This is a genomic window from Serratia sp. X10, assembly GCF_017811775.1.
GTDB lineage: Bacteria > Pseudomonadota > Gammaproteobacteria > Enterobacterales > Enterobacteriaceae > Serratia > Serratia ureilytica.
On sequence record NZ_JAEIOH010000001.1, the window covers coordinates 427289 to 453080 of the forward strand.

At 60.8% G+C, this 25792-nt stretch carries 25 protein-coding genes; 15 read left to right on the forward strand and 10 right to left on the reverse strand.

Annotated elements, in window-relative coordinates; translation table 11 throughout:
- Positions 1–266 precede the first annotated feature (266 nt).
- Positions 267–950, forward strand: a complete 684-nt coding sequence (locus J9788_RS02250) for a helix-turn-helix transcriptional regulator (protein WP_227414477.1) — start codon at positions 267–269, stop codon at positions 948–950.
- Between the two features lie 5 nt (positions 951–955).
- Here J9788_RS02250 and J9788_RS02255 read toward each other — a convergent pair whose 3' ends face one another.
- Positions 956–1450: a helix-turn-helix domain-containing protein gene (locus J9788_RS02255; RefSeq protein ID WP_182264638.1), complete on the reverse strand. Its 495-nt coding sequence runs from the start codon at positions 1448–1450 to the stop codon at positions 956–958.
- Positions 1451–1605: 155 nt separating this feature from the next.
- On the opposite strand from J9788_RS02255, the gene J9788_RS02260 reads away from it, so the two are divergent.
- Positions 1606–2040, forward strand: a complete 435-nt coding sequence (locus J9788_RS02260; RefSeq protein WP_182264637.1) for a tautomerase family protein — start codon at positions 1606–1608, stop codon at positions 2038–2040.
- A gap of 87 nt (positions 2041–2127) precedes the next feature.
- Here J9788_RS02260 and ychF read toward each other — a convergent pair whose 3' ends face one another.
- Both ychF and pth read right to left on the reverse strand, forming a co-directional pair.
- Entirely contained in the window at positions 2128–3219 is a 1092-nt protein-coding gene (gene ychF / locus J9788_RS02265) for a redox-regulated ATPase YchF (protein ID WP_033633304.1), read from the reverse strand.
- Positions 3220–3442: 223 nt separating this feature from the next.
- A complete protein-coding gene (gene pth / locus J9788_RS02270; protein WP_033652046.1) occupies positions 3443–4033 on the reverse strand; it encodes an aminoacyl-tRNA hydrolase in 591 nt (196 codons plus the stop codon).
- Positions 4034–4334: 301 nt separating this feature from the next.
- Here pth and ychH point away from each other — a divergent pair, with 301 nt between their 5' ends.
- On the forward strand, positions 4335–4613 hold the full coding sequence (gene ychH, locus J9788_RS02275; protein WP_033642754.1) for a stress-induced protein YchH: 279 nt from the start codon (positions 4335–4337) through the stop codon (positions 4611–4613).
- A gap of 185 nt (positions 4614–4798) precedes the next feature.
- Here the strand turns inward: ychH and prs are convergent, their stop codons facing one another.
- From prs to lolB, 3 genes are all read right to left on the reverse strand, one after another.
- A complete protein-coding gene (prs, locus tag J9788_RS02280; RefSeq protein WP_004941061.1) occupies positions 4799–5746 on the reverse strand; it encodes a ribose-phosphate diphosphokinase in 948 nt (315 codons plus the stop codon).
- A gap of 174 nt (positions 5747–5920) precedes the next feature.
- A complete protein-coding gene (gene ispE, locus J9788_RS02285; RefSeq protein WP_182264636.1) occupies positions 5921–6787 on the reverse strand; it encodes a 4-(cytidine 5'-diphospho)-2-C-methyl-D-erythritol kinase in 867 nt (288 codons plus the stop codon).
- Positions 6784–7407, reverse strand: a complete 624-nt coding sequence (gene lolB / locus J9788_RS02290) for a lipoprotein insertase outer membrane protein LolB (protein WP_025302493.1) — start codon at positions 7405–7407, stop codon at positions 6784–6786. Before lolB ends, ispE begins: the two co-directional genes overlap by 4 nt.
- A 468-nt stretch (positions 7408–7875) precedes the next feature.
- Here lolB and hemA point away from each other — a divergent pair, with 468 nt between their 5' ends.
- Genes hemA through kdsA form a run of 6 tightly spaced genes read left to right on the forward strand, consistent with a single transcriptional unit; the run spans position 7876 to position 13250 of the window.
- On the forward strand, positions 7876–9138 hold the full coding sequence (gene hemA / locus J9788_RS02295; RefSeq protein ID WP_019454778.1) for a glutamyl-tRNA reductase: 1263 nt from the start codon (positions 7876–7878) through the stop codon (positions 9136–9138).
- Positions 9139–9169: 31 nt separating this feature from the next.
- Positions 9170–10255, forward strand: a complete 1086-nt coding sequence (gene prfA / locus J9788_RS02300) for a peptide chain release factor 1 (protein WP_033652048.1) — start codon at positions 9170–9172, stop codon at positions 10253–10255.
- The gene (prmC, locus tag J9788_RS02305) at positions 10255–11088 is read left to right on the forward strand and encodes a peptide chain release factor N(5)-glutamine methyltransferase (RefSeq protein WP_182264635.1); all 834 of its coding nucleotides are present in this window, start codon (positions 10255–10257) and stop codon (positions 11086–11088) included. Before prfA ends, prmC begins: the two co-directional genes overlap by 1 nt.
- A gap of 44 nt (positions 11089–11132) precedes the next feature.
- Positions 11133–11531: a SirB2 family protein gene (locus tag J9788_RS02310; RefSeq protein WP_033642758.1), complete on the forward strand. Its 399-nt coding sequence runs from the start codon at positions 11133–11135 to the stop codon at positions 11529–11531.
- Positions 11528–12337 carry an invasion regulator SirB1 gene (gene sirB1 / locus J9788_RS02315; RefSeq protein ID WP_182264634.1) on the forward strand — a complete coding sequence of 270 codons (810 nt, stop codon included), beginning with the start codon at positions 11528–11530 and terminating at the stop codon, positions 12335–12337. The genes J9788_RS02310 and sirB1 overlap by 4 nt, the downstream gene beginning before the upstream one ends.
- A 58-nt stretch (positions 12338–12395) precedes the next feature.
- Entirely contained in the window at positions 12396–13250 is an 855-nt protein-coding gene (gene kdsA / locus J9788_RS02320; protein WP_004941087.1) for a 3-deoxy-8-phosphooctulonate synthase, read from the forward strand.
- Between the two features lie 46 nt (positions 13251–13296).
- Here the strand turns inward: kdsA and dauA are convergent, their stop codons facing one another.
- The gene (dauA, locus tag J9788_RS02325; RefSeq protein ID WP_182264633.1) at positions 13297–14985 is read right to left on the reverse strand and encodes a C4-dicarboxylic acid transporter DauA; all 1689 of its coding nucleotides are present in this window, start codon (positions 14983–14985) and stop codon (positions 13297–13299) included.
- A 232-nt stretch (positions 14986–15217) separates the two neighbouring features.
- Entirely contained in the window at positions 15218–15703 is a 486-nt protein-coding gene (locus J9788_RS02330; protein ID WP_182264632.1) for a heme-degrading domain-containing protein, read from the reverse strand.
- Positions 15704–15903: 200 nt separating this feature from the next.
- On the opposite strand from J9788_RS02330, the gene J9788_RS02335 reads away from it, so the two are divergent.
- Positions 15904–17004: a GGDEF domain-containing protein gene (locus tag J9788_RS02335; RefSeq protein WP_182264631.1), complete on the forward strand. Its 1101-nt coding sequence runs from the start codon at positions 15904–15906 to the stop codon at positions 17002–17004.
- A gap of 31 nt (positions 17005–17035) precedes the next feature.
- On the opposite strand, the gene mfd is transcribed toward J9788_RS02335, so the two are convergent.
- Both mfd and J9788_RS02345 read right to left on the reverse strand, forming a co-directional pair.
- The gene (gene mfd / locus J9788_RS02340) at positions 17036–20509 is read right to left on the reverse strand and encodes a transcription-repair coupling factor (protein WP_042784264.1); all 3474 of its coding nucleotides are present in this window, start codon (positions 20507–20509) and stop codon (positions 17036–17038) included.
- A 10-nt stretch (positions 20510–20519) separates the two neighbouring features.
- Positions 20520–20780, reverse strand: a complete 261-nt coding sequence (locus tag J9788_RS02345; protein WP_046899325.1) for a hypothetical protein — start codon at positions 20778–20780, stop codon at positions 20520–20522.
- 38 nt (positions 20781–20818) lie between these two features.
- Between J9788_RS02345 and lolC the strand changes: the two genes are divergently transcribed.
- The 5 genes from lolC to cobB are packed head-to-tail and all read left to right on the forward strand — an operon-like array spanning position 20819 to position 25787.
- Positions 20819–22021 carry a lipoprotein-releasing ABC transporter permease subunit LolC gene (gene lolC, locus J9788_RS02350; RefSeq protein WP_004941116.1) on the forward strand — a complete coding sequence of 401 codons (1203 nt, stop codon included), beginning with the start codon at positions 20819–20821 and terminating at the stop codon, positions 22019–22021.
- Positions 22014–22718: a lipoprotein-releasing ABC transporter ATP-binding protein LolD gene (lolD, locus tag J9788_RS02355; protein ID WP_046899326.1), complete on the forward strand. Its 705-nt coding sequence runs from the start codon at positions 22014–22016 to the stop codon at positions 22716–22718. Before lolC ends, lolD begins: the two co-directional genes overlap by 8 nt.
- A complete protein-coding gene (gene lolE / locus J9788_RS02360) occupies positions 22718–23965 on the forward strand; it encodes a lipoprotein-releasing ABC transporter permease subunit LolE (RefSeq protein WP_033642765.1) in 1248 nt (415 codons plus the stop codon). Before lolD ends, lolE begins: the two co-directional genes overlap by 1 nt.
- A gap of 53 nt (positions 23966–24018) precedes the next feature.
- Positions 24019–24939: an N-acetylglucosamine kinase gene (nagK, locus tag J9788_RS02365; RefSeq protein ID WP_182264630.1), complete on the forward strand. Its 921-nt coding sequence runs from the start codon at positions 24019–24021 to the stop codon at positions 24937–24939.
- A gap of 11 nt (positions 24940–24950) precedes the next feature.
- Positions 24951–25787: a Sir2 family NAD+-dependent deacetylase gene (gene cobB, locus J9788_RS02370; protein ID WP_046899329.1), complete on the forward strand. Its 837-nt coding sequence runs from the start codon at positions 24951–24953 to the stop codon at positions 25785–25787.
- Positions 25788–25792 lie beyond the last annotated feature (5 nt).

The window sequence follows — 25792 nt, forward strand, 5'->3', positions numbered from 1 at the left end:
GCAAACATGGATTTTCATCCTAACAAACTAAGAATTTTCCCTATAGATATTTTGAATAAGGCAATAAGGTGATGGCTCCTGTTGTTACATTTACTTTCATTTTCGCTTATATCATACAAAATAGAAAATAGATCTATATCATTGCGTTGCGTTTTTATTGAATTGTCAGTTTTTGTGAATGAAATAATTTGAAACATTCATGCCTTTTTTGCGTATTAATCAAAGCACTGGCTGTTGCGTGATTATTTGAAAAACATGTTATCAAGATGTTTTATATCGGTGTGCTTTGCAGGCGAATTACCCCAAAAAAGAGCAGCGACAAGCCGACTGAGGTGTGGAAGCATACTTTCACGCTGATAAGGAGAATTAAAGTGAGAGTGATTTATATCGACGGTTCGCCGCTGTGCCGTTTGGGGGTGAAAACATTATTGGGAGAAGGAGTGATAACCTTATCCTCGCCCAATATTAATATTATTAAAAATATAAGCCCTGCGCCTGATTTAATTATCATGGATTTTCCCCATGAAATTTATCGGTTCGAAGCGTATTTGCGATTTATTCACGCTTCACGTGCTGAATATGAAGGCGTCCGGATACTGTTCTTCGTCGATAAGACTTCGCCGCTGATCCTGGCGTTTATCGCGGCGGCGCAGCCGGATGCGATTTTGCACAAACGGGAAGCGCTACAGGTGGTGCGGGAGACCTGCGCGGCGTTGAGCCGCCGGGAAAAGGCGGGTGAACGGCGCGCGCTGAACAGGCATCGAGCGGCGGCGATCACGCCCGGCGAGGCGGCGGTACTGTGTGAAACGGCCCGTACGGAAGATATCCGCCTGACCGCGCGGCGGCTGAATTTGCACCCGAAAACCGTTTATTCGCACCTCAACAATGCCGGCAAGAAGTTCGGCATTCGCAATCGGGTGGAACTGTTGAAAATGATTGCGCTGCTGTAGCGCCGTTATCGGGCCTGGCCGACGGCCAGCCGCCATTGCGTCATTTCGTCGGCGCCCGGCCCGGCCGTCAGCGCCAGGTTTTGCGCCGGCAGCGATTCGCCGGTCACGGCATCCACCGCGCGCAGGGTGGCAGGGTGGCCGGTTACGCGGTCAACCACGCGCAGCGGCGGCCCGGGCAGCTCGGACAGATTCCATTTGTCGCCAATCTGAATCATCGCCATCACCAGCAGCCCGAGATCTTTTCCCTTCTCCGTCGGCAGATACTCATAGCGATCGGGGCGGGTCTGGTATTGCCGCTTTTCGATAAGGCCTTCGCTTTCCAGCGCTTTGAGCCGATTGGCCAGCGTACTGTTGGTGATGCCGGTCGACTGGCGCAGATCGTCATAACGCGAGAGCCCCAGCAGCAGATCGCGCATGAGGATAGCGCCCCAGCGATCGCCCAACGCCGACAGCACGTGGGCCACCGAACACGTCATGCCTTCAAACCCTTTTGCTTTCACGTTGCTTTACCTCCGCTTGCCGCCTGATTGCCGAGAATGTTATCGCCTCGGCTTGATAACTTCAATAATTGGAGTTATTACTCTTATTATTGGAGTTTATCATTAACAGCGGCTGATGGCCTGAACGCCGGCCGGAAACCCTAGGAGACAATGCGATGCCACTGTGGCAGATCTACCACCCCGAACCGGCCTTCAGCGCTGCCGATAAACGCGCGATTGCGCAGAAGGTCACCGCCCTGTACCAGGACTTTTTGCCACGTTTCTACGTCAACGTCTTCTTCCATGCGTTGCCGCCCGGCACGGCTTATCTCGGCGGCGAACCGGCCGATGACTTCGTGCGGGTGACCATCGACCATATCGCGCGCGCCATGGACAACGACGCGGAGCGGCAGCAATTTCTGGCGGCCTGCACCCGCATCCTGCAACCCTACATCGCCGCCCGCGGGCTGCGTTGGGAGCTGCACGTGGACGAAACGCCGTTCTCGCTGTGGACTATCGAAGGTTTAAAACCGCCGGCGCCGGGGACGGCGGCAGGAGAGAAGTGGCGCAAGGATAACCGGCCTTCGGTGTGGAAGGGGGGGATGGGTTGAGTCTGGGGATATCAGGACAAAAAAATCCACGCCGAAGCGTGGATTTTTCCGTTTCCGGCAGCGGAAAAAAGCGCTGCGGAGAGAGGCTTAGACGTTGAACAAGAAGTTCATTACGTCGCCGTCTTTGACGATGTAGTCTTTACCTTCTGAGCGCATTTTGCCGGCTTCTTTGGCGCCTTGCTCACCCTTGTAGGTGATGAAGTCGTCATAGGAGATGGTTTGGGCGCGGATAAAGCCTTTCTCGAAGTCGGTGTGGATCTTGCCGGCCGCCTGCGGGGCAGTGGCGCCTACCGGGATGGTCCAGGCGCGCACTTCTTTCACGCCGGCGGTGAAGTAGGTTTGCAGGTTCAGCAGTTCATAACCGGCGCGGATCACGCGGTTCAGACCCGGCTCTTCCAGGCCCAGCTCGGCCATGAACTCGTCGCGCTCTTCGTCTTCCAGCTCGGCGATGTCGGATTCCACGGCGGCGCACACGGCGACCACCACGGAGCCTTCGGCGTCGGCGATTTTACGCACGGTGTCCAGGTACGGGTTGTTCTCGAAGCCGTCTTCGTTCACGTTGGCGATGTACATGGTCGGCTTCAGCGTCAGGAAGCTCAGGTATTTGATCGCCGCCTTGTCTTCCGCGGTCAGATCCAGCGCGCGCAGCATGCCGGCGTTTTCCAGGTGCGGCAGGCATTTCTCCAGCGCCGCCAGCTCGGCTTTAGCGTCTTTGTCGCCGCCTTTGGCTTTCTTCTGCACGCGGTGGATGGCGCGCTCGCAGGTGTCCAGGTCAGACAGCGCCAGCTCGGTGTTGATCACGTCGATGTCTTCGGCCGGATCGACCTTGTTGTTGACGTGGATGATGTTGTCGTTTTCGAAGCAGCGCACTACGTGGCCGATGGCTTCGGTTTCGCGGATGTTGGTCAGGAACTGGTTGCCCAGGCCTTCACCTTTGGACGCGCCTTTCACCAGGCCGGCGATGTCGACGAATTCCATGGTGGTCGGCAGAATGCGCTGCGGCTTGACGATCTCGGCCAGCTTATCCAGACGCGGATCGGGCATCGGCACCACACCGGTGTTCGGTTCAATGGTGCAGAACGGGAAGTTGGCTGCTTCAATGCCCGCTTTGGTCAACGCGTTGAACAGGGTGGATTTGCCTACGTTAGGCAGGCCGACGATACCGCATTTGAATCCCATGTTGTAATCACCTTAAATATCTTAACTATCAGCCGGTTAGATTTAACCGACTGCATAAAGGGCAAAATAATGCCGCCATTATACACGTAATGGGCGTTTATCTCGATCAGACTTGATTGGCGGGGCGAACCGCAGCAGGAGAGGAGACGCCGCGTGGGCGAGGAGACCTTCCACCCGCGTGGCTAAAAGCCGGCAGCGGGCAGTGCGCCCGCTGCGGCAAGGTTCAGGCTTGCGCCTTGAAGCTGTGCAGGCGCTGAACGGTTTTTTCCAGTCCGTCCTTCATCAGCATCTCGGTGCAGCGCAGCGATTCGTCGATCGCTTCGTCGATCATCTTCTGCTCGCCGGCCGGCGGCTTGCCGAGCACGAAGCCCACCACCTTGTTCTTGTCGCCAGGATGGCCGATGCCGATGCGCAGACGATAGAAGTTCGGGTTGTTACCGAACTTGTTTTGGATGTCTTTCAGGCCGTTGTGGCCGCCGTTGCCGCCGCCGAGCTTGATTTTGGCCACGCCGGGCGGCAGGTCCAGCTCGTCGTGCGCCACCAGGATTTCGCTTGGTTCGATGCGGTAGAAGTTGGCCATCGCCAGCACCGCTTTGCCGCTCAGGTTCATGAAGGTGGTCGGCACCAGCAGGCGCACGTCGTTGCCCGCCAGGTTCAAACGGGCGGTATAACCGAAGAACTTGCTCTCTTCTTTCAGCTGCTGATTGTGGCGCTGGGCCAGCAGATCGACGTACCAGGCGCCGGCGTTGTGGCGCGTCTGGGCGTATTCCGCGCCCGGGTTTGCCAGGCCGACTATCAATTTAATACTGCTCACTGAGTGATTCGCTATGATCAGGGTAATGGAAAGGGCCTTAGTCTACCTGTCGGGGCGGCGAATGACAAAATCCGATCTCCGCCGTCGTCGCAGGTAAGAAAGATGAATGATTCATTAGCTAAATAATTCAATTTGTCCGCTAATTTTCAGCCGTGTGTTAAGAAGTGTCAATAATTCTTTACCATTTGTGATCGCCTCCGCAATCCCCTTGCCGCAGCAAGGGCTATACTTAACTTATCAAAGTGGGTTAACAAGTTGCAGCGTTATCCCGGTTGGCACATGGCAATCATGGAGGTGGCATATGAAACGTAGAAACGCGGACAGAATGGGCAACTTTTTTATGGGGCTGGGCCTGGTCGTGATGATCGGCGGCGTCGGATACTCCATTCTTGCTGAAGTATCGCAGTTCAATTTACCGCAATTTTTCGCCCACGGCGCCATCATGAGCATCTTCGTCGGCGCGCTGTTGTGGCTGGTGGGCGCGCGTATCGGCGGCCGCGAGCAGGTAGCGGATCGCTACTGGTGGGTAAAACACTTTGATAAACGGTGCCGCAACGATCAACATCGTTCGTCGCATTGATTAAAAAAGCAGAAGGGAAGCAAGAGCAGGGCAAGGGAACATCTGCCGTGCATTAAGGTTTGAGGTCATGTCGGACTACAAGTAGAAAACCCGTTGTTGCTCGCGCACCAACGGGTTTTTCTTTTTCTGCATTCGGGCTCGCTATCTTTCCGGCGCAGTGGGCGCCGCACCGGAAAGACGACGAATCAATGCTCGAACATCGCAGAGATCGACTCTTCGTTGCTGATGCGGCGGATGGCTTCAGCCAGCATGCCGGACAGGGTCAGAGTGCGAACGTTTTTCAGTGCCTTGATTTCCGGCGACAGTGGAATGGTGTCGCAGACGATCACTTCATCAATCACCGAGTTCTTGATGTTGTCCACGGCGTTGCCGGAGAAGATCGGGTGCGTCGCGTAGGCGAATACGCGCTTGGCACCGCGTTCTTTCAACGCTTCAGCCGCTTTACACAAGGTACCGCCGGTGTCGATCATGTCGTCGACCAGCACGCAATCGCGGCCTGCCACATCACCGATGATGTGCATCACCTGAGAAACGTTCGCGCGCGGGCGACGTTTGTCGATGATGGCCATGTCGGTGTCGTTCAGCAGTTTGGCGATAGCGCGGGCACGCACCACGCCGCCGATATCCGGAGAAACCACGATCGGGTTTTCCAGATTTTGCTGCAGCATGTCTTCCAGCAGGATCGGGCTGCCGAACACGTTGTCTACCGGTACGTCGAAGAAGCCTTGAATCTGCTCAGCATGCAGATCCACCGTCAGAACGCGGTCAACCCCTACGCTGGAGAGGAAATCGGCGACAACCTTGGCGGTGATTGGCACACGCGCGGAACGCACGCGGCGATCCTGGCGGGCATAGCCGAAGTAAGGGATAACGGCGGTAATACGACCTGCGGAGGCGCGACGCAGGGCGTCGACCATCACAACCAGTTCCATCAGGTTGTCGTTGGTCGGGGCACAGGTGGACTGGATGATGAAAATATCACCGCCGCGTACATTTTCGTTGATTTGCACGCTCACTTCGCCGTCGCTAAAACGACCTACAGCGGCGTCACCAAGGCTGGTGTACAAACGGTTGGCAATACGTTGTGCTAGTTCCGGGGTGGCGTTACCAGCAAAAAGCTTCATATCAGGCACGAGAAGAACCTCAGGCTTGCGTCCAGAGAAGATATTGTCATGCGACATCGCCAAGGGGCAGTCGGCGACGCCGGCGCAATATACATACGGGTATGTAAAACTAAAATTGAGACCGCAGGCAGCGCAGGGATAACAGGGCCAGGTGTGCATGACCCTGCGCAGCGAAACGTTGAGCTACGACTCAAACCGCCCGGAACGGATGCGATGTAGTGGGGAGACGTTAACGCCGCGCGCTACAAAACCACACAACCACTCCGGGGCTTGATTTAACACCTGACGGGCGGCGATTTCTGTGTCGAATTCAGCAAACACACAAGCACCTGTGCCAGTCAGGCGTGACGGGGCGTATTCTAACAGCCATGAAAGAAGCTGTTCAACCTCGCGAAAACGTTTTCTTGCGATCGGTTCGCAATCATTTGCGTACGGCGCCTGCAACAGCTCACTTAAGGAGCGAACCGGGGTGTCCCTTTTCAATTCGGCGTCGCCGAAGATAACCGGCGTCGGGATGCCGACGCCGGGATGCGCCACCAGATACCATTTTTCCTGCGGCTCGGCCGGCTGCAGGCGCTCGCCGATGCCTTCGGCGAAGGCGGCGTGGCCGCGCACGAACACCGGCACGTCGGCGCCGAGGCTGAGCCCCAGCTCTGCCAGTTGGTCGTCGCCAAGACCGCAGCGCCACAATTCGTTCAGCGCCACCAGCACGGTGGCGGCGTTGGAGGAGCCGCCGCCCAAGCCACCGCCCATCGGCAGGCGTTTGTCGATGCTGATGTCGGCGCCGCGCGGCGCAGTTTGCAGGCCGCGTTCATCGCAATAGCGCTGCAGCAGGCGGGCGGCGCGCACGATCAGGTTCTGCTCATCCGGCACGCCCTCGACCGGCGTCAGCAGGTGAATGCAGCCGTCCTGGCGAGGATCAATGGTCAGGGTGTCGCCGTAGTCCAAAAACTGGAACAGCGTCTGCAGCAGGTGATAGCCGTCTTCACGACGGCCGGTGATGTACAGAAACAGGTTGAGTTTCGCGGGGGAGGGCCACTGGCGGATCATTTGAGCGTCCAGTTATCCATCTTCAGCTTGATGCGCTGGTCGCCCTGCTGCAGCTCCAGGCGGTTCGGCAGCGTCGGCTGCACCTCGTTGCTGTAGCCCTGGTAATCCACTTTCCAGGTCTGGCCGCCTTGCTGGTAGGTCAGTTTGCTCAGGCGATATTGGTCATCCAGCGCAAAATCGCTGGCTTCGCCCGGCAGGCCGAGCATCCATTGGCGCAGGTTGTTCAGCGGGATCGCCATGCCGGTCAGCTTGCGGATCATCTCTTCCGGGTTGTCGCTGACGTAGCGTTTGCCCTGGTTGTCGGTCAGCTGCACCACGTTTTTCTGCACGTTGAGATCCATTTCCGTGCTGCCCAGCGGGTTGGTCAGCAGCAGGCGGTAGCGCTCCGGCGAGAACTGCTGCCAGAAGAAGCGGGCGTAAACTTTTTTCTGATCAGACAAGTAGGCGAAGGAGCCGCGGGTCTGATAGGTGCTGAGCTGTTGCACCGCCTGCTCATGGGCGCGCCACTGCGGTGAGGTTGGGCTGGTGGCCGGGCCGGTCGGCTTGGTGGTGGTACAGGCGGCCAGCACCAGGCTGGCCAGCGGGATCAGACGGAGCAAACTAACTTTGCGTATTGGCATAACTTTCTCTTGTCCTTTTGTCCTTGCGGGCATGCGCGACGAAACCCGGATTCAGCGCTCACGCTAACGGGGCGGCGGCGACGCGTCAATTTTTTGCTGCATCGCGTTGAATCTTGCCGCTTTTGCCGGCGCAATGCCAACCCGGCGCGCGCGTCGGGGTCGCCATTAAGATTAACACAATCGGCTGAAGGCGGGGGAGGCGCGCCCGATAAGCGGCGCCGGAGTTGCGCAAACGCCGCCGTTGCGTACGCCGAATAGCGTGCGCGTTATCGCAGACTGCGCTAAAATTTAAGCAATCAACCTACCCTATGACTATTTATCCTGCTGTATTTATTGCTTATTCATTAATTGATGTCATCTATGACAGCGATTGAACGGAAGATGCGGTTGTTACTTTTATTGATCCCGCGCATCAAGTAGAATGCCGTTCAACGAGAACCCGTACCAACATAAGTATTACTCGAAGCAATGACCCTGCTGGCGTTAGGTATAAATCACAAAACCGCTCCGGTTTCTCTGCGTGAAAGGGTGACCTTCTCGCCAGAGTCCATCGATGAGGCGCTGACCAGCTTGCTCCAACAACCGTTGGTGCAGGGCGGCGTCGTGTTGTCCACCTGCAACCGCACCGAGCTGTACCTCAGCGTAGAGCAGCAGGAACACATGCACGAGCAGCTGGTCGCCTGGCTGTGCGCGTATCACAACCTGCGCCCGGAAGAGGTGAAGAAAAGCCTGTACTGGCATCAAGGCAACGACGCGGTCAGTCATCTGATGCGGGTGGCCAGCGGGTTGGACTCACTGGTGCTGGGCGAACCGCAGATCCTCGGCCAGGTGAAAAAGGCCTTCGCCGAGTCGCAACGCGGCCAGTCGCTGTCCGGCGAACTGGAGCGCCTGTTCCAGAAATCCTTCTCCGTCGCCAAGCGCGTGCGCACCGAAACCGAAATCGGCGCCAGCGCGGTCTCCGTGGCGTTTGCCGCCTGTACGCTGGCGCGGCAGATCTTCGAATCGCTGGCCGATCTCAACGTCTTGCTGGTGGGCGCCGGTGAAACCATCGAGCTGGTGGCGCGCCACCTGCGCGAACACAAAGTGCGGCACATGATCATCGCCAACCGCACCCGCGAGCGCGCGCAGCTGCTGGCGGACGAAGTCGGCGCGGAAGTGATCACCCTGCCGGAGATCGACGAACGCCTGGCGGACGCCGACATCATCATCAGTTCCACCGCCAGCCCGCTGCCGATCATCGGCAAGGGGATGGTGGAGCGCGCGCTGAAGGCGCGCCGCAACCAGCCGATGCTGCTGGTGGATATCGCCGTACCGCGCGATATCGAGCCGGAGGTCGGCAAACTGGCCAACGCTTATCTGTACAGCGTGGACGATCTGCACGCCATCATTCAAAGCAACCTGGCGCAGCGCAAAGCGGCGGCGGTGCAGGCGGAGTCGATCGTGCAGCAGGAAAGTACCAACTTCATGGCCTGGCTGCGTTCGCAGGGCGCGGTGGAAACCATCCGCGACTACCGTTCGCAGGCCGACCAGATCCGCGCAGAAATGGAGGCCAAAGCGCTGGCCGCCATCGCGCAGGGCGCCAACGTGGAGCAGGTTATTCACGAGCTGGCCCATAAACTGACCAACCGTCTTATTCATGCCCCCACCAAATCCCTCCAGCAGGCCGCCGGCGACGGCGACGTGGAGCGGTTGCAGTTATTACGCGACAGCCTCGGGCTGGATCAGCATTAGTTTTCTCTATTAACAGGGTTTATTACCACGCATGAAGCCTTCTATTGTTGCCAAACTGGAAGCGTTACAAGAGCGCCATGAAGAAGTGCAGGCGCTGCTCGGCGATGCCGGCGTCATCGCCGACCAAGACCGGTTCCGCGCGCTGTCGCGAGAATACGCGCAGCTGACCGACGTCAGCCGCTGCTTCCTGGAATGGCGTCAGGTGCAGGAGGATCTGGAGACGGCGGAAATGATGCTGGACGATCCGGAGATGCGCGAGATGGCGCAGGAAGAGCTGAAACAGGCGCGGGCGAGCAGCGAAGAGCTGGAACAGCAGCTGCAGGTGTTGCTGCTGCCGAAAGATCCGGATGATGAGCGCAGCTGCTTCCTCGAAGTGCGCGCCGGCACCGGCGGCGATGAGGCGGCGATCTTCGCCGGCGATCTGTTCCGCATGTATAGCCGTTACGCCGAAGGCCGCCGCTGGCGCGTCGAGGTGATGAGCGCCAACGAAGGCGAGCACGGCGGCTTCAAAGAAGTGATCGCCAAAGTTTCCGGCGACGGCGTGTACGGCCAGCTGAAGTTTGAATCCGGCGGCCATCGCGTGCAGCGCGTGCCGGAAACCGAATCCCAGGGGCGCATCCACACCTCCGCCTGCACCGTGGCGGTGATGCCGGAAGTGCCGGAAGCCGAGCTGCCGGACATCAACCCGGGCGATCTGAAAATCGACACCTTCCGCTCCTCCGGCGCCGGCGGCCAGCACGTTAACACCACCGACTCGGCGATCCGCATTACCCACCTGCCGACCGGCATCGTGGTGGAGTGCCAGGACGAACGATCTCAGCACAAAAACAAAGCCAAGGCGATGTCGGTGCTGGGCGCGCGCATTCGCGCCGCCGAGATGGCCAAGCGCCAGCAAGCCGAGGCGTCCACTCGCCGCAACCTGCTGGGCAGCGGCGATCGTTCCGATCGCAACCGCACCTACAACTTCCCGCAGGGGCGGGTGACCGACCACCGCATCAACCTGACGCTTTACCGCCTGGACGAAGTGATGGAAGGCAAACTGGACATGCTGATCCAGCCGATCGTGCAGGAGTATCAGGCCGATCAACTGGCTGCGCTGTCCGCCGAGCAAGAGTGATGGATTATCAACACTGGCTGAAAGCCGCCGCCGCGCGTTTGACCCACAGCGACAGCGCCCGGCGCGACGCGGAAATCCTGTTGGGTTTCGTGACCGGCAAGGCCAGAACCTTCCTGATGGCGTTCGGGGAAACCCTGCTGACGCCGCTGCAGCAACAGCAGTTGGAGACGCTGCTGGCGCGCCGCGAACGCGGTGAGCCGGTGGCCTATCTGGTGGGCGAGCGCGAGTTTTGGTCGCTGCCGCTGTCGGTCTCGCCCGTGACGCTGATCCCGCGCCCGGATACCGAATGCCTGGTGGAACTGGCGCTGGCGCGCCTGCCGCCGCAACCCTGCCACTTCCTCGATCTCGGCACCGGCACCGGCGCCATCGCGCTGGCACTGGCCAGCGAGCGCCCGGATTGTTCGGCAATCGGCGTCGATGTGCAGCCGGACGCGGTCGCGCTGGCGCAGCACAATGCGCACAAGCTGAAGATCGACAACGTTCGATTTTTACAGGGCAGCTGGTTTGCGCCCGTGGCCGGGCAACGCTTCGCGCTGATCGCCAGCAATCCACCCTATATCGACGCCGCCGATCCGCATTTGTCGCAGGGCGACGTGCGCTTCGAGCCGGGCAGCGCGCTGGTGGCCGCCGAGCAAGGGCTGGCCGATCTGGCCGCCATCGTGCGCCAGGCGCCGCACTATCTGCAGCCACAGGGCTGGCTGCTGTTGGAACATGGCTGGCAGCAGGGTGAGAGCGTGCGCGCGCTGCTGCAGGCCGCCGGATTTTCCGCTGTCGCCACCCACCGTGATTACGGCGACAACGATCGTGTGACGCTCGGCCAATGGCCGGGATAAGCGCCCCTGATAATAACGACGCCCGGGCCATCTAAGGGAGCATCATGACTGCATACACCGCGTTGAAACATTTCCATTTGCTGACGGTCGCCATCAGTATTACCTTGTTTGTGCTGCGTTTTTACTGGCAGTGGCGCCGCTCGCCGATCGTGGGGCGCCGCTGGGTCAAGATAGCGCCGCACCTGAACGACACGCTGCTGTTCGTCAGCGGCATCGCGCTGGTGGTGACGTTCGGGTTTTATCCGCTGCTGGGTATGGACTCATGGCTGACCGAGAAGCTGTTTGGCGTTATTATCTATATCCTGCTTGGCTACGTCGCATTGGGCAAGAAGACCAAAAGTCAGCGGCTGCGAACCGTGGCGTTCGTGCTGGCGTTGGGCTGTCTGTATCTGATAATTAAACTTGCCACGACGAAAATACCGTTTCTGATGGGATACCTATGAGTAGCATTGCTGATTTTGAATTTAACACCTCGCCGCTGAGCGAAGGGGTGATCCTGGTGTCGCAGTCGGTAAGGCGTGATTTCCCCGTCGCCGACGTGGAGCGCAAGCTGCAACAGCTGGTGGACGAAGCGCGCGCGGCGGTGCCGGCCGACATCACACAGGAGCAGCAACTGGATGCGCTCATCGAACTGTTCTATAAAACCTGGGGATTCGGCGGCGCCAGCGGCGTCTATCGCCTGTCGGACGCCATCTGGTTGGACAAGGTGCTGGAGGGGCGGCAGGGCACGCCGGTTTCGCTCGGCACCATCTTCCTGCATATCGCCAACGCGCTGGATCTGCCGCTGTTGCCGGTGATTTTCCCCACTCAGCTGATCCTGCGCGCCGATTGGCTGGATGAAGAGCTGTGGCTGATCAACCCGCTGAACGGCGAAACCCTGAGCGAACACCAGCTGGAAGTGTGGATCAAGGGCAACCTGGGGCTGGGCGCCGAGCTGGAAGACGACGATCTCGACGAATCCGAGAACATCATGGTGGTGCGCAAGATGCTGGATACGCTGAAGGCCGCCCTGATGGAAGAAAAGCAGCTGGAAATGGCGCTGCGCACCAGCGAAACGGTGCTGTGCTTCGATCCGGAAGATCCGTACGAGATCCGCGATCGCGGGCTGATTTACGCCCAGCTGGAGTGCAACCATATCGCGATTTCCGATCTCAACTATTTTGTCGAGCAGTGTCCTGAAGACCCGGTCAGCGAAGTGATCAAAGTGCAGATCCATTCGATTGAGCCGAAACAGGTGACGCTGCATTAATTCAATGACTCCGTGCAGTTTGCAAGGCGACGGTTACAACCTTAACAAAGGCGAAAGCATGAAACAGAAAGTGGTTAGCATTGGCGACATCGACGTAGCAAACGACCTGCCGTTTGTGCTGTTTGGCGGTATGAACGTGCTGGAATCGCGCGATCTGGCGATGAGCATCTGCGAGCACTACGTCACCGTGACGCAAAAACTGGGCATTCCTTACGTTTTCAAAGCCTCTTTCGACAAAGCCAACCGTTCTTCCATCCACTCGTACCGCGGTCCGGGCCTGGAAGAAGGGATGAAGATCTTCGAAGAGCTGAAGAAAACCTTCGGCGTGAAAATCATCACCGACGTTCACGAAGCGGCGCAGGCGCAGCCGGTTTCCGAAGTGGTTGACGTGATCCAACTGCCGGCCTTCCTGGCGCGTCAGACCGATCTGGTGGAAGCGATGGCGAAAACCGGCGCGGTAATCAACGTCAAGAAGCCGCAGTTCGTCAGCCCGGGGCAGATGGGCAACATCGTCGACAAATTCAAAGAAGGCGGCAACGACCAGGTGATCCTGTGCGATCGCGGCAGCAACTTTGGTTATGACAACCTGGTGGTCGACATGCTGGGCATCAACGTGATGAAGAACGTGACCGGCGGCCATCCGGTGATCTTCGACGTGACCCACGCGCTGCAGACCCGCGATCCGTTCGGCGCCGCGTCCGGCGGCCGTCGCGCTCAGGTGGCCGAGCTGGCGCGTGCCGGCATGGCGGTTGGCCTGGCGGGGCTGTTCCTCGAAGCGCACCCGGATCCGAACAACGCCAAGTGCGACGGCCCGTCCGCACTGCCGCTGGACAAGCTGGAGCCGTTCCTGGCGCAGATGAAAGCCATCGACGACCTGGTGAAGAGCTTCCCGGAGCTGGATACCAGCAACTAAGCGTTCATCGCCAAAAAAAAGCCCGACTCGTCGGGCTTTTTTACGTTTAGGCGCCGGTGTCCGCCAGCGCTTCCGGCAGCGTCGGGTAGAACTGCAGCCGGCCCTCGATCGGCTGCACCCGCGCGCGCGCCAGGGTTTTCAGCGGCTGGAACGGCACGTCGGTGATCACCAGCTTTTTATCCGCCGGCAGCACGTCGATAAAGCGACGCAGGGCGCTCAGGCCACCGGCGTCGAGCACCGGCACCGCATCCCATTGCAACACGATAGTCCGATAGCCCTCGCTGCGCGCCAGCAGTTCGGTAAAGATGCGCTCGGCGGCGGCGAAGAACAGCGGGCCGTTCACTCGCAGCACCAGGCGGCCATCGTTGGCGCTCAGTTCGCTCAGCCGCGTCATGCGGGCGATACGGCGCATAAACAGCAGCGACGCCAGCACGATGCCCACGGTAATGGCGATCACCATGTCGAACAGCACCGTCAGCGACATGCACAGCAGCAGCACCAAAATATCGTCCTTCGGCGCCCGGCGCAGCAGGTAAACCACCTTGTGGGCCTCACTCATGTTCCAGGCGACCATCAACAGCAGCGCCGCCATCGCCGCCAGCGGCAGATAAGAGAGCCACGGCGCCAGGACCAGCAGCGCCAGCAGCACCAGCAGCGCGTGGATAATGGCGGATACCGGCGAGGTGGCGCCGGCGCGCACGTTGGCGGCCGAACGGGCAATCGCGGCGGTCGCGGTGATGCCGCCGAAGAACGGCGCGATGATGTTGCCCGCGCCCTGGCCGATCAGTTCGCTGTTCGAGTTATGCTTCTTGCCGGTCATGCCGTCGAGCACCACCGCGCACAGCAGCGATTCGATCGCCCCGAGCATCGCCATCGAAAACGCCGCCGGCAGCAGGGCGGAAACGGTTTGCCAGCTGAGGGTGAACGGCTGCTCGCCGCCGCCCGGCAGATCCCAGGGCAGCAGCAGCTGCGGCAAGATAGGCGGGATGCCCTGGCCGCTGCTGCCGTCGGCCAGCAGGTAGCTGAAACGGGAGCCGATGGTCGCCACCGGGTGGTCAAACAGCGTCAGCAGCCCCATCAGCGCCGTGCCCGCCAGCAGCGCCGGCAGGTGGCCGGGCACGCGCAGGCCGAGTTTGGGCCAGAAGATCAGGATCAAGAGCGTCACCGCGCCGATCAGGGTATCGCCGAGATCCAGCGTCGGCAGCGCCTGCAGCAGGGCGTACAGCTTGCCGACGTAGTTTTCCGGCGTGTGCGCCAGCTGCAGACCGAAAAAGTCCTTAATCTGCATGGTGGCGATGGTGATGGCGATACCGGAGGTAAAACCGAGCGTCACCGGCAGCGGAATGTACTCGATCAGCCGGCCAAAGCGCGCCAGCCCCATCAGCAGCAGGAATACCCCGGAGATCAACGTGGCGACCAGCAGGCCGGCCAGGCCGAATTGCTGCGAGACCGGATAGAGGATCACCACGAAGGCGGCGGTGGGGCCGGAGACGCTGTAGCGCGAACCGCCGCTGACGGCGATGACGATGCCGGCGATGGCGGCGGTATACAGGCCGTACTGCGGCGGCACGCCGCTGGCGATCGCCAGCGCCATCGCCAGCGGAATGGCGATAATGCCGACCGTCACCCCGGCGATGGCGTCTTTCAGCAACCGCGCCAGGCTATAAGGTTCCCGCCAGCAGGCGTCTATCAGCGCGCTGAAGGGGCGAATTTTGTTTATTTCATGGGTTTTCATCTACGGTGCGTACCAAATCTTCAAAAGTGAAAGGAATGGCGGGCCCGATGAGGTCCGTCTTGTCACGTGACAGATACCATACGCCTTTTGTTCAGCGGATTACCAGACCTGTATCAATTTGGCGCAGGAAATCAGAGAGTCGCCGTTTTATCCGGCGCTAAATGCCGCTGATGAGTAAGTCAGCCGCAGAATCTGCGGCTGGAAAGGAAGTGAATAATCAAGATTTTGACGGTTAACGCGGGGTGGGCAGGGATAAGCCGAGAAAATGGGCTAAAGTGCTCACCAGCAGCTGGTGGTCTTCTTTCTGCGGCGCGCCGGAAATGCTGATGCTGCCGACGCAGCCGAGGCCGGCGAGATTGAGCGGGAAGGCGCCGCCGTGTACCGAATAGTCGCGCACGCCGAGCCCGTAACGCTCCTCCAGCGACGTTTGGCGCTGCTGCAGGCGCAGGCCGATGGCGTAAGAGCTTTTGTGAAAATGGTTCACCAGATTGCGCTTGCGCCGCACCCAGTCGGCGATATCCGGCGTGGCGCCCGGCATGGCGTAATAAAACAGCGTTTGCCCGGCCAGCTGGATCTCGATGGCGATGCTCAGGCCGCGCCGCTCGGCGGCGATTTTCAGCGCCGCGCCCAGTTCCCAGGCGGTCGCGGCGTCAAAATGCGCAAACGCCAGCGTCGCTTCCTGCTCGCTGAGTGCGTGCAGTTCATCGTCGATATTCATGCGGTTCTCCCAAGATAACCCAAAGCACAGAGTAGCCTGAAGCGTTCGCGATGAGATAGACGGCTTAGCGATAAGATAGAACTGCTACTCTATTAATAGACCGTGTAAAATGGCCGCCGCCGAAGCGGAGACGACAGGGATGCGTTATTCAACGTCTGCATATTACCCCCTGGCGACACCGAGGAGCGCGCTGACTATTTATGACTTACATTGCGTCCATTTCCACCCTTTACAGCGACGCCTGCATCACCTACGCCACGCTGTCGATAAGCTATTTCCTGCTCAGCAAGAATGCCCCTTTTTCTTATCAATCCGCACGGTGGAAGCGCGTCGTTTTCGGCCTGCTGGCCGGTGTGGCGGTGCTGTACTTAAGCCAGGACCGCCTGGAGCTGAGCGATAAGGTTCACTACAGCTTTGCGATGATCCCGATGATTTTGGTGACGTTCTTCGGCGGCGGCGTCAGCGGGCTGGTGAGCTTTCTGTTCGCTATGGCGCTGACCGGCGGCTTCACCGTCGATAACCTGTTCATCGCTTCGATCGTCGCGCCGCTGCTGCTGTCGCGGGTGTGGCTGAAGAAATCCCATCGGGTGTTTTACCTGACGATCGGCGTCATCGCGCTGTATCGCATCGTTGTGGTGTGGCTGTTGGTGGACCTGAGCGGGCTGTGGCCGGATGTGTTGCTGTACCAGGCGGCTTCGGCGCTCTGTCTGGCGATTTGCTATCATGCGCTGAATTTCAAAGAGCGCCACATCTACGCCTATTTCGCGATGCGCGCGCGCGCCACGACCGACAGCCTGACCCACATCAACAACCGCGCCAGCGTCGATTATCACCTGATGCTGCAGCGCGCCGAACGTCGCCCGTGCGGGTTGATGATCCTCGATTTGGATAACTTCAAAAACATCAACGACACTTACGGTCACCCGGCCGGCGACGTGCTGCTGGCGAGCGTCGGACGGCTGCTGCAAAACAGCGTGCGTAATGAGGACTTCGTCGGGCGCTACGGCGGTGAAGAGTTTATGGTGATCACCGCCAGCTACGATCCGCAGGTGATCGGCGGGGTGGCCGAGCGCATTCGCAGCGCGGTGGAAAGCTCGACGTTCTTGCTGAATGCGCACGACGAAGCGCACATCACAATGTCCATCGGCGTGTCGCTGTATCTGCCAGGCATGAGGCTGGACAAGGCGATCGCCATGACCGACGAGGCCTTGTATGAGGCGAAGCGCAGCGGCAAGAACCGGGTGGTGACCAGCCGCGTGATGCAGCTGGCGCCGCTGGGCGCCGGATTCCCGCGCGAATAAGCACCCCCGCCGCCACGGCGGGGGCGTTGGTTCAGGCCGCCAGCGTGTGTTCGCGGAAGGCGTTCAGCAGCTCTTCGGTGAACGTCAGGCGTTTCTGGCGATCGGCCAGATCGAGCGTGAACTTCAGCTTGCTCGGGCCATCCAGGCGGTAAACCTGCGGATTGCCCTGCAACAGGCCGATCAGATAACCCGGGTCGACGCGGTTATTGTCGCCGAACTCGATAAAGCCGCCGCGCTCGTTGCTCTCGATGCGTTTGATCCCCAGCTTCTGCGCATGCAGCCGCAGCGCTGCGCACTGCAACAGGTTACGCGCCGCGTCCGGCAGCTGGCCGAAGCGGTCGATCAGCTCGACCTTCAGCTCATCCAATTCACCGTCGTTCTTCGCGCTGGCGATGCGCTTGTACAGCGACAGGCGGGTATTGACGTCGGGAATGAAATCTTCCGGCAGCAGCGCCGGCATGCGCAGCTCCACTTCGGTCTGGCTGTTGGTGAGATCTTCCAGCGACGGTTCGCGGCCGTTTTTCAACGCGTCGACGGCGCTTTCCAGCAGCTCCATGTAGAGCGAGAAGCCGACGGTGGTCATCTGGCCGCTCTGGTCTTCGCCCAGCAGTTCGCCGGCGCCGCGGATCTCCAGATCGTGGGTCGCCAGCGCAAAACCGGCGCCGAGGTCTTCCAGCGAGGCGATGGCCTCGAGCCGTTTATGGGCGTCGGTGCCCATGGCTTTCGGGTTTGGCGTCAGCAGATAGGCGTAAGCCTGGTGGTGCGAACGCCCGACGCGGCCGCGCAATTGATGCAGCTGCGCCAGGCCGAAGCGATCGGCCCGCTCGATGATGATGGTGTTGGCGCTGGGGATATCGATGCCGGTTTCGATGATGGTGGTGCACACCAGCACGTTGAAGCGCTGGTGATGGAAATCGTTCATCACCCGTTCCAGATCGCGTTCGCGCATTTGGCCGTGGCCGATGGCGATGCGCGCTTCCGGCACCAGCTCAGCCAGGCGCTGCGCCGCTTTCTCGATGTTTTCCACGTCGTTATAGAGGTAGTAAACCTGGCCGCCGCGCAGCACCTCGCGCAGGATCGCCTCGCGCACCACCAGGCTGTCGTATTCGCGCACGAAGGTCTTCACCGCCAGCCGGCGCGCCGGCGGAGTGGCGATGATCGACAGATCGCGCATGCCGCTCATCGCCATGTTCAGCGTCCGCGGGATCGGCGTGGCGGTCAGCGTCAGGATATCGACATCGGCGCGCATCGCCTTGATGCGCTCCTTGTGGCGCACGCCAAAGCGGTGCTCTTCATCGACGATCAGCAGCCCCAAATCCTTCCAACGCAGATCGCTCTGCAGCAGTTTGTGGGTGCCGATGATGATGTCCACCTTACCTTCGGCCGCGTCGTCCAGCACCTGCTGCTGCTCTTTGGCGCTGCGGAAGCGCGACATCATCTCGATGCGGATCGGCCAGGTGGCGAAGCGATCGCGGAAGTTGTCGAAGTGCTGCTGCGCAAGCAGCGTCGTCGGCACCAGCACCGCCACCTGCTTGCCGTTTTCCACCGCCAGAAAAGCGGCGCGCATCGCCACTTCGGTTTTGCCGAAGCCGACGTCGCCGCACACCAGGCGGTCCATCGCCAGCGGCTGGCACATGTCGCTCAGCACCGCGTTGATCGCCTGTTCCTGATCCGGCGTGGTTTCGAACGGGAAGCTCTGGCAGAACAGCTGGTACTGCTCGCGGTTATGTTTGAAGGCGAAACCGGCCTTGGCGGCGCGTTGGGCGTAAATATCCAGCAGCTCGGCCGCCACGTCGCGCACCCGCTCGGCGGCTTTCTGCCGCGCACGCGTCCAGGCGTCGCCGCCCAGTTTGTGCAGCGGGGCGTTTTCGTCCGCGCCGCCGGCGTAGCGGCTGATCAGATGCAGCGATGACACCGGCACGTACAGTTTGTCTTCACCGGCATAAGACAGGATCAGGTACTCGGCCTTGATGCCGCCGGCCTCCAGCGTGGTCAGGCCGACGTAGCGGCCCACGCCGTGCTCCAGATGCACCACCGGCTGGCCGGGATGCAGCTCCGCCAGGTTGCGGATCAGGGTATCGGTGTTGATGGTGCGCCGGTTGTCCTGCCGGCGACGGCTGACGCGCTCGCCGAGCAGATCGCTTTCACAGATCAGCGCCCGCCGGCGCAGGCCGTCGAGGAAGCCGTGTTCGGCGGCGCCGACCATCATGTAACGGCCCGCGGTTTCCGCCTGATCGAGTCGTTGGATCAAGGCAGGCGCCAGCTTGATGCGGCCGAGCAGATCCTGCAGCGTTTCACGCCGCCCCTCGCTCTCGACGGAGAAGATCACGCTGCCGTCAAAACTTTCAATAAAGCGGCGCAGATTATCCAGCGGGGATTTATGCTGCGCCTGCACCGCCAGATCGGGCAGGGCATGATAATCCAGATTGGTATTGCCCGCTTTGGCCGGCAGCTCATCGGTTTTCAGCGCGATGCGCGGCCAGGCTTTCAGCTCGCCGAACAGCGCGTCAACGCGCAGCCACAGCGTATCCGGCGCCAGCAGCGGGCGCATCGGATCGACGCGGCGGCTTTCGAAACGCTGGTTGACGTCCTGCCAGAAGCGCTCGGCGGCGCTCTCCAGATCGCCGGTGTTGACGATCAGCGTATTGGCCGGCAGGTAGCTGAACAGCGACGGCAGCGGCTGGCTGAAGAACAGCGGCTGCCAGTATTCGATGCCGGCGGGCCAGGCGCTCTTGCTGACCTGCTGATAGATGTGCTCGGCGTCGCGACGCACCTCAAACTGCTCGCGCCACTGGCTGCGGAATAGCTCGATGGCGTTTTTGTCGGTAGGGAACTCGTGGGCCGGCAACAGGTTGATGGCCTCGACTTCGCTCAGCGTGCGCTGGGTGTCGACGTCGAAGATGCGCAGGCTGTCTATCTCGTCATCGAAGAAGTCGATGCGGTAAGGCTCATCGCTGCCCATTGGATACAGGTCGAGCAGCGCGCCGCGGGTGGCGAATTCGCCGTGCTCCATTACCTGATCGACGCTGCGGTAGCCGGCCTGTTCCAGCTGCGCGCGCAGCTTGTCGCGCGACAGGCGCTGGCCTTTTTTCATCACCAGCGCATGGCCGTGCAGGAATTCGTGCGGGCAGACGCGTTGCATCAGGGTATTGACCGGCAGAATGATCACGCCGCGCGCCATGGTCGGCAGGTGATACAGGCTCGACAAACGGTCGGAGATGATTTCCTGGTGCGGCGAGAAGCTGTCGTACGGCAGGGTTTCCCAGTCGGACAGGGTGGTCACCATCTGATCGGTGAACTGTTGGATCTCGTCGCGCAGCCGCAGGGCGTTTTGCATGTCCGGCGCGATCAGCATCACCGGGCCAGGGTGACGTTCGACGATCTCGGCGCACTCCACGGCGCAGGCCGCGCCGGTCAGTTGCCCCAGCTGGCGCAGATCGCCCGCGCGATCGGGCAGAGAATAACGGGGGGATGAGGAACGGTTACGGCTATCGGAAGTGCTCATTCAGGTATCTTTAATCAATGTGTTGGATGGCGTCCCGGCACGGATAACCCAGCGCCTTTATGCTGTTTATAGTAGCCCAGCGGCCGGCAAACTGACACAGCAAAAAGCGCTGCTCATCAATTTTCTGCCGGTTATTTAACCGGTTAATGCCGTCTGTTTTTTGCGGCTGAGGATAAATAACGCGCGAAGCTGCCGCCGTCTCCCTCTTCGCCGCCACGCAATAAAAGGCCCTCGGGTGTTCCCTAAACGAGGGAGAGCCTTTATTATCCATGATCACTTTGCTTAAGCCACGGCTATCAAACGGATTTCATGTATCAACCTGTCGCGTTATTCATTGGCCTGCGCTACATGCGCGGGCGAGCCTCAGACCGCTTCGGGCGGTTTGTTTCCTGGCTTTCCACCATCGGCATTACGCTGGGGGTGATGGCGTTGGTCACCGTGCTGTCGGTGATGAACGGTTTCGAAAAGGATCTGGAGAACAACATTCTCGGCCTGATGCCGCAGGCGTTGGTCACCAGTCCGCAAGGATCGGTCAACCCGCAGCAGCTGCCGGCCTCCGAGGTGCAGAAGCTGCAGGGCGTCACGCGCGTTGCGCCGCTGACCACCGGTGACGTGGTGCTGCAAAGCGCTCGCAGCGTGGCGGTCGGGGTGATGCTCGGCGTGAATCCCGACGAGGCCGACCCGCTGACCCCGTATCTGGTCAACGTCAAGCAGCAACAGCTGCAGCCGGGCCAATACAACATCATCATCGGCGAACAGCTGGCGGGGCAACTCGGCGTCAAGCGCGGCGATTCGCTGCGCGTGATGGTGCCGAGCGCCAGCCAGTTCACGCCGATGGGCCGCATTCCCAGCCAGCGTTTGTTCACCCTCATCGGCACCTTCCACGCCAACAGCGAGGTGGACGGTTATCAGCTGTTGGTCAACCAACAGGATGCTTCGCGCCTGATGCGCTACCCGGCCGGCAACATCACCGGCTGGCGCCTGTTCCTGCAACAGCCGCTGACGGTCGATACCCTCAGCCAGCAGGCGCTGCCGGCGGGCACCGTCTGGAAAGACTGGCGCGATCGCAAGGGCGAGCTGTTCCAGGCGGTACGCATGGAGAAGAACATGATGGGGCTGCTGCTCAGCCTGATCGTGGCGGTGGCGGCGTTTAACATCATTACCTCGCTCGGCCTGCTGGTGATGGAGAAGCAGGGCGAGGTCGCCATTCTGCAGACTCAAGGGCTGACCCGCCGCCAGATCATGTCGGTATTTATGGTGCAGGGCGCCAGCGCCGGCATCATCGGTTCGCTGCTCGGCACGCTGCTCGGCGTGCTGCTGGCCACCAACCTGAACAACCTGATGCCGATCCTCGGCGCCTTGATCGACGGCGCTTCGCTGCCGGTGGCGGTCGATCCGCTGCAGGTGACGATCATCGCCGTGGTGGCGATGGCGGTTTCCCTGTTGTCCACGCTCTATCCTTCATGGCGCGCTGCCGCCGTACAACCCGCTGAGGCTTTACGTTATGAGTAACCATCTTTTGCTGCAGTGTGACAACCTGTGCAAGACCTATCAGGAAGGCAACCTGCACACCGACGTGCTGCGCAACGTCAGCTTTGCCATGCAGCAGGGCGAGATGATGGCGATCGTCGGCAGCTCGGGTTCCGGCAAGAGCACCCTGTTGCACCTGTTGGGCGGGCTGGACTCGCCGACCTCCGGCGAGGTGATCTTCAAGGGCGAATCGCTGAACGCCATGTCTTCGGCGGCCAAGGCCGAGCTGCGCAACCGCCAGCTGGGCTTCATCTATCAGTTCCACCATCTGTTGCCGGACTTCACCGCGCTGGAAAACGCCGCCATGCCGCTCTTGATCGGCGGCGCCAAACCGGCGCAGGCACAGGAGAAAGCGCGGGAGATGCTGACGGCGGTCGGGCTGGAAAAGCGCAGCAAACACCGTCCGTCCGAGCTTTCCGGCGGCGAGCGTCAGCGCGTGGCGATCGCGCGTGCGCTGGTCAATAACCCGGCGCTGGTGCTGGCGGATGAACCGACCGGCAACCTCGACAAGCGCACCGCGGACAGTATCTTCGATCTGCTCGGCGAGCTGAACGTGCGTCAGGGCACCGCTTTCCTGGTGGTGACACACGATCTGCAGCTGGCCAAGCGCCTGAGCCGCCAGTTGGAAATGGCCGACGGCCACCTGCAGGCGCAGCTGACCCTGATGGGGGCCGAGTAATGGCGGGAGCCTCACTGTCCTTCCTGACGGCCCTGCGTTTCAGCCGCGGCCGTAAACGCGGCGGCATGGTGTCGCTGATCTCGGTCATCTCCACCATTGGCATCGCGCTGGGAGTGGCGGTGCTGATCGTCGGTCTGAGCGCGATGAACGGCTTTGAGCGCGAGCTGAAGAACCGCATTCTGGCGGTGGTGCCGCACGGCGAACTCGAGCCTGTCAATCAGCCGTTCAGCGGCTGGCCGTCGATTCTGCAGCGGGTGGAAAAGGTGCCGGGCATTGTGGCTGCCGCGCCGTACATCAACTTTACCGGCCTGATGGAGAACGGCGCGCAGCTGCGCGCGGTGGAAGTCAAAGGCGTGGATCCGCAGCAGGAGAGCCGACTGAGCGCGCTGCCGCAGTATGTGCAGGGCGACGCCTGGGCCAACTTCAAGCCTGGCGAGCAGCAGGTGATCCTCGGCAAGGGCGTGGCCGACGCGCTGGGCGTCAAGCAGGGCGCCTATGTCACGGTGATGATCCCCAACAGCGACCCTGAGATGAAGCTGCTGCAGCCGAAGCGCATTCGCCTGCACGTGACCGGCATTTTGCAGCTCAGCGGCCAGCTCGATCACAGCCTGGCGCTGGTGCCGCTGGCCGATGCGCAGCAGTACCTCGACATGGGTGACAGCGTCACGGGCATCGCGCTCAAGATGAACGACGTGTTCGCCGCCAACAAGCTGGTGCGCGACGCCGGCGAAGTCACCAACGCTTACATCTACATCAAGAGCTGGATCGGCAAGTACGGCTATATGTACCGCGACATCCAGATGATCCGCGCCATCATGTATCTGGCGATGGTGCTGGTGATCGGCGTAGCCTGCTTCAACATCGTCTCCACGCTGGTGATGGCGGTGAAAGACAAAAGCGCCGACATCGCGGTGCTGCGCACCCTGGGCGCCAAAGACGGCTTTATCCGCGCCATTTTCATCTGGTATGGGCTGCTGGCCGGGCTGCTGGGCAGCCTGAGCGGCGTGGTGATCGGGGTGATCGCTTCACTGCAGCTGACCAACATCATCCGGGGCATCGAGAAACTGGTCGGTCACTCCTTCCTGTCGGGCGATATCTACTTCATCGACTTCCTGCCTTCCGAGCTGCACTGGCTGGATGTGCTGATCGTGCTGGCGACCGCCATCGTGCTGAGCCTGTTGGCCAGTTGGTATCCGGCGAGGCGCGCCAGCCGCATCGATCCGGCGCGGGTGCTGAGCGGACAATGACACCGACGGGGAGGCAGCGATGCCGCCCCGTTTTTTTAGCCTGGGGATGGGTTATGTACTACGGTTTCGATATGGGCGGCACCAAAATTGAGCTGGGGGTGTTCGACGACAACCTGCAGCGCATTTGGCAAAAACGGGTGCCGACGCCGCGCGACGATTATCGGCAACTGCTGGCCACGTTGTGCGATCTGACCCTGGAGGCGGATGCGTTTTGCGGCCGGCGCGGCAGCGTCGGCATCGGCATTCCGGGCCTGCCCAACGACGATGATGGCACGCTGTTTACCGCCAATGTGCCGGCGGCGATGGGGCGGCCGCTGCCGCGCGACCTGGCGGCGCTGATCGGGCGCGAGGTGCGGGTCGATAACGACGCCAACTGCTTTGCGCTGTCGGAGGCCTGGGACGACGAGTTCCGCCGCTACCCGACGGTGCTGGGCATCATCCTCGGCACCGGCGTAGGTGGCGGCCTGATCGTCGACGGCAAGACGATGCCCGGGCGCAACTATATCGCCGGCGAGTTCGGCCATTTGCGTCTGCCGGTGGACGCGCTCGAGGTGCTGGGGCGTGATGTGCCTCGCGTTGCCTGCGGGTGCGGGCATCAGGGTTGCATTGAAAATTACATATCGGGCCGCGGTTTCGAATGGATGTACGCCCATTTTTATGGCCGGCGCTTGCCCGCCACCGAGATCATTGCGCATTATCAGGCGGGTGAGCCGCAGGCCGTGGCGCATGTCGATCGCTTTATGGACGTGCTGGCGATCTGCCTGGGTAACCTGCTGACGGTGCTGGATCCGCACCTGGTGGTGATCGGCGGCGGGCTGTCGAACTTCGACGCCATTTACCAGGCGTTGCCGCAGCGGCTGCCGGCGCACCTGCTGCGGGTGGCTCGGCTGCCGCGCATCGAGAAGGCGCGCTATGGCGACGCCGGCGGCGTGCGCGGCGCAGCGTTCCTCAATTTGGTAAACAGGGAAAAGTAAGGAGAGAGTTAATGCACACTCGCCATCGGCTGTGTCAGTTTCGCAAGAGTAAGCATGTGCTGCATCAGCGCTTTCGTTCACGCATTTTTCACCGTGACACCATGGCGGCGGCCGAGCTGAAAAAGCCGTTTGTGGTGGTGTTGACCGGGGCCGGCATTTCGGCCGAGTCGGGTATTCGCACCTTCCGCGCCGCGGATGGGCTGTGGGAAGAGCACCGGGTGGAGGACGTCGCCACGCCGGAAGGTTTTCAGCGCGATCCGGCGCTGGTGCAGGCGTTTTACAACGAACGCCGCCGCCAGCTGCAGACGGAGGACATTGCCCCGAACGCCGCGCACCGCGCGCTGGCGGATCTGGAAGAGTGGCTGGGGGACAACTTCCTGCTGGTCACGCAAAACATCGATAACCTGCATGAGCGCGCCGGCAGCAAGCGGGTGCTGCACATGCACGGCGAGTTGCTGAAGGTGCGCTGCACCCAGTCGGGGCAGGTGTTCGAATGGCCCGGCGATCTCAGCGTCGACGAGCGTTGCCACTGCTGCCAGTTCCCGGCGCCGCTGCGGCCACACGTGGTGTGGTTCGGAGAGATGCCGCTGGGCATGGACGACATCTACCAGGCGCTGAGCAAAGCCGATTTCTTCGTCGCCATCGGCACCTCCGGCCATGTCTATCCGGCGGCCGGGTTCGTGCATGAGGCGCGGCTAGGCGGCGCCTATGCGATGGAGCTGAACCTGGAGCCGAGTCAGGTGGAAAGCCAGTTCGACGAGAAACACTACGGCCTGGCCAGCGAAGTGGTGCCGCGTTTTGTGCACAAATTCCTGGTGGGCAAGGTGGCGCGGGCCGATAAGCCCTAAAGACA

What these genes read in the sequence shown, in the direction of transcription:
- J9788_RS02250 (WP_227414477.1), top strand. Translation starts at nt 267, where the DNA reads ATGTTTTATATCGGTGTGCTTTGCAGGCGAATTACCCCAAAAAAGAGC.
- J9788_RS02260 (WP_182264637.1), top strand. Translation starts at nt 1,606, where the DNA reads ATGCCACTGTGGCAGATCTACCACCCCGAACCGGCCTTCAGCGCTGCC.
- ychF (WP_033633304.1), bottom strand. Translation starts at nt 3,219, where the DNA reads ATGGGATTCAAATGCGGTATCGTCGGCCTGCCTAACGTAGGCAAATCC.
- ychH (WP_033642754.1), top strand. Translation starts at nt 4,335, where the DNA reads ATGAAACGTAGAAACGCGGACAGAATGGGCAACTTTTTTATGGGGCTG.
- ispE (WP_182264636.1), bottom strand. Translation starts at nt 6,787, where the DNA reads ATGATCCGCCAGTGGCCCTCCCCCGCGAAACTCAACCTGTTTCTGTAC.
- lolB (WP_025302493.1), bottom strand. Translation starts at nt 7,407, where the DNA reads ATGCCAATACGCAAAGTTAGTTTGCTCCGTCTGATCCCGCTGGCCAGC.
- hemA (WP_019454778.1), top strand. Translation starts at nt 7,876, where the DNA reads ATGACCCTGCTGGCGTTAGGTATAAATCACAAAACCGCTCCGGTTTCT.
- prfA (WP_033652048.1), top strand. Translation starts at nt 9,170, where the DNA reads ATGAAGCCTTCTATTGTTGCCAAACTGGAAGCGTTACAAGAGCGCCAT.
- prmC (WP_182264635.1), top strand. Translation starts at nt 10,255, where the DNA reads ATGGATTATCAACACTGGCTGAAAGCCGCCGCCGCGCGTTTGACCCAC.
- J9788_RS02310 (WP_033642758.1), top strand. Translation starts at nt 11,133, where the DNA reads ATGACTGCATACACCGCGTTGAAACATTTCCATTTGCTGACGGTCGCC.
- sirB1 (WP_182264634.1), top strand. Translation starts at nt 11,528, where the DNA reads ATGAGTAGCATTGCTGATTTTGAATTTAACACCTCGCCGCTGAGCGAA.
- kdsA (WP_004941087.1), top strand. Translation starts at nt 12,396, where the DNA reads ATGAAACAGAAAGTGGTTAGCATTGGCGACATCGACGTAGCAAACGAC.
- dauA (WP_182264633.1), bottom strand. Translation starts at nt 14,985, where the DNA reads ATGAAAACCCATGAAATAAACAAAATTCGCCCCTTCAGCGCGCTGATA.
- J9788_RS02330 (WP_182264632.1), bottom strand. Translation starts at nt 15,703, where the DNA reads ATGAATATCGACGATGAACTGCACGCACTCAGCGAGCAGGAAGCGACG.
- J9788_RS02335 (WP_182264631.1), top strand. Translation starts at nt 15,904, where the DNA reads ATGACTTACATTGCGTCCATTTCCACCCTTTACAGCGACGCCTGCATC.
- mfd (WP_042784264.1), bottom strand. Translation starts at nt 20,509, where the DNA reads ATGAGCACTTCCGATAGCCGTAACCGTTCCTCATCCCCCCGTTATTCT.
- J9788_RS02345 (WP_046899325.1), bottom strand. Translation starts at nt 20,780, where the DNA reads ATGGATAATAAAGGCTCTCCCTCGTTTAGGGAACACCCGAGGGCCTTT.
- lolC (WP_004941116.1), top strand. Translation starts at nt 20,819, where the DNA reads ATGTATCAACCTGTCGCGTTATTCATTGGCCTGCGCTACATGCGCGGG.
- lolD (WP_046899326.1), top strand. Translation starts at nt 22,014, where the DNA reads ATGAGTAACCATCTTTTGCTGCAGTGTGACAACCTGTGCAAGACCTAT.
- lolE (WP_033642765.1), top strand. Translation starts at nt 22,718, where the DNA reads ATGGCGGGAGCCTCACTGTCCTTCCTGACGGCCCTGCGTTTCAGCCGC.
- nagK (WP_182264630.1), top strand. Translation starts at nt 24,019, where the DNA reads ATGTACTACGGTTTCGATATGGGCGGCACCAAAATTGAGCTGGGGGTG.
- cobB (WP_046899329.1), top strand. Translation starts at nt 24,951, where the DNA reads ATGCACACTCGCCATCGGCTGTGTCAGTTTCGCAAGAGTAAGCATGTG.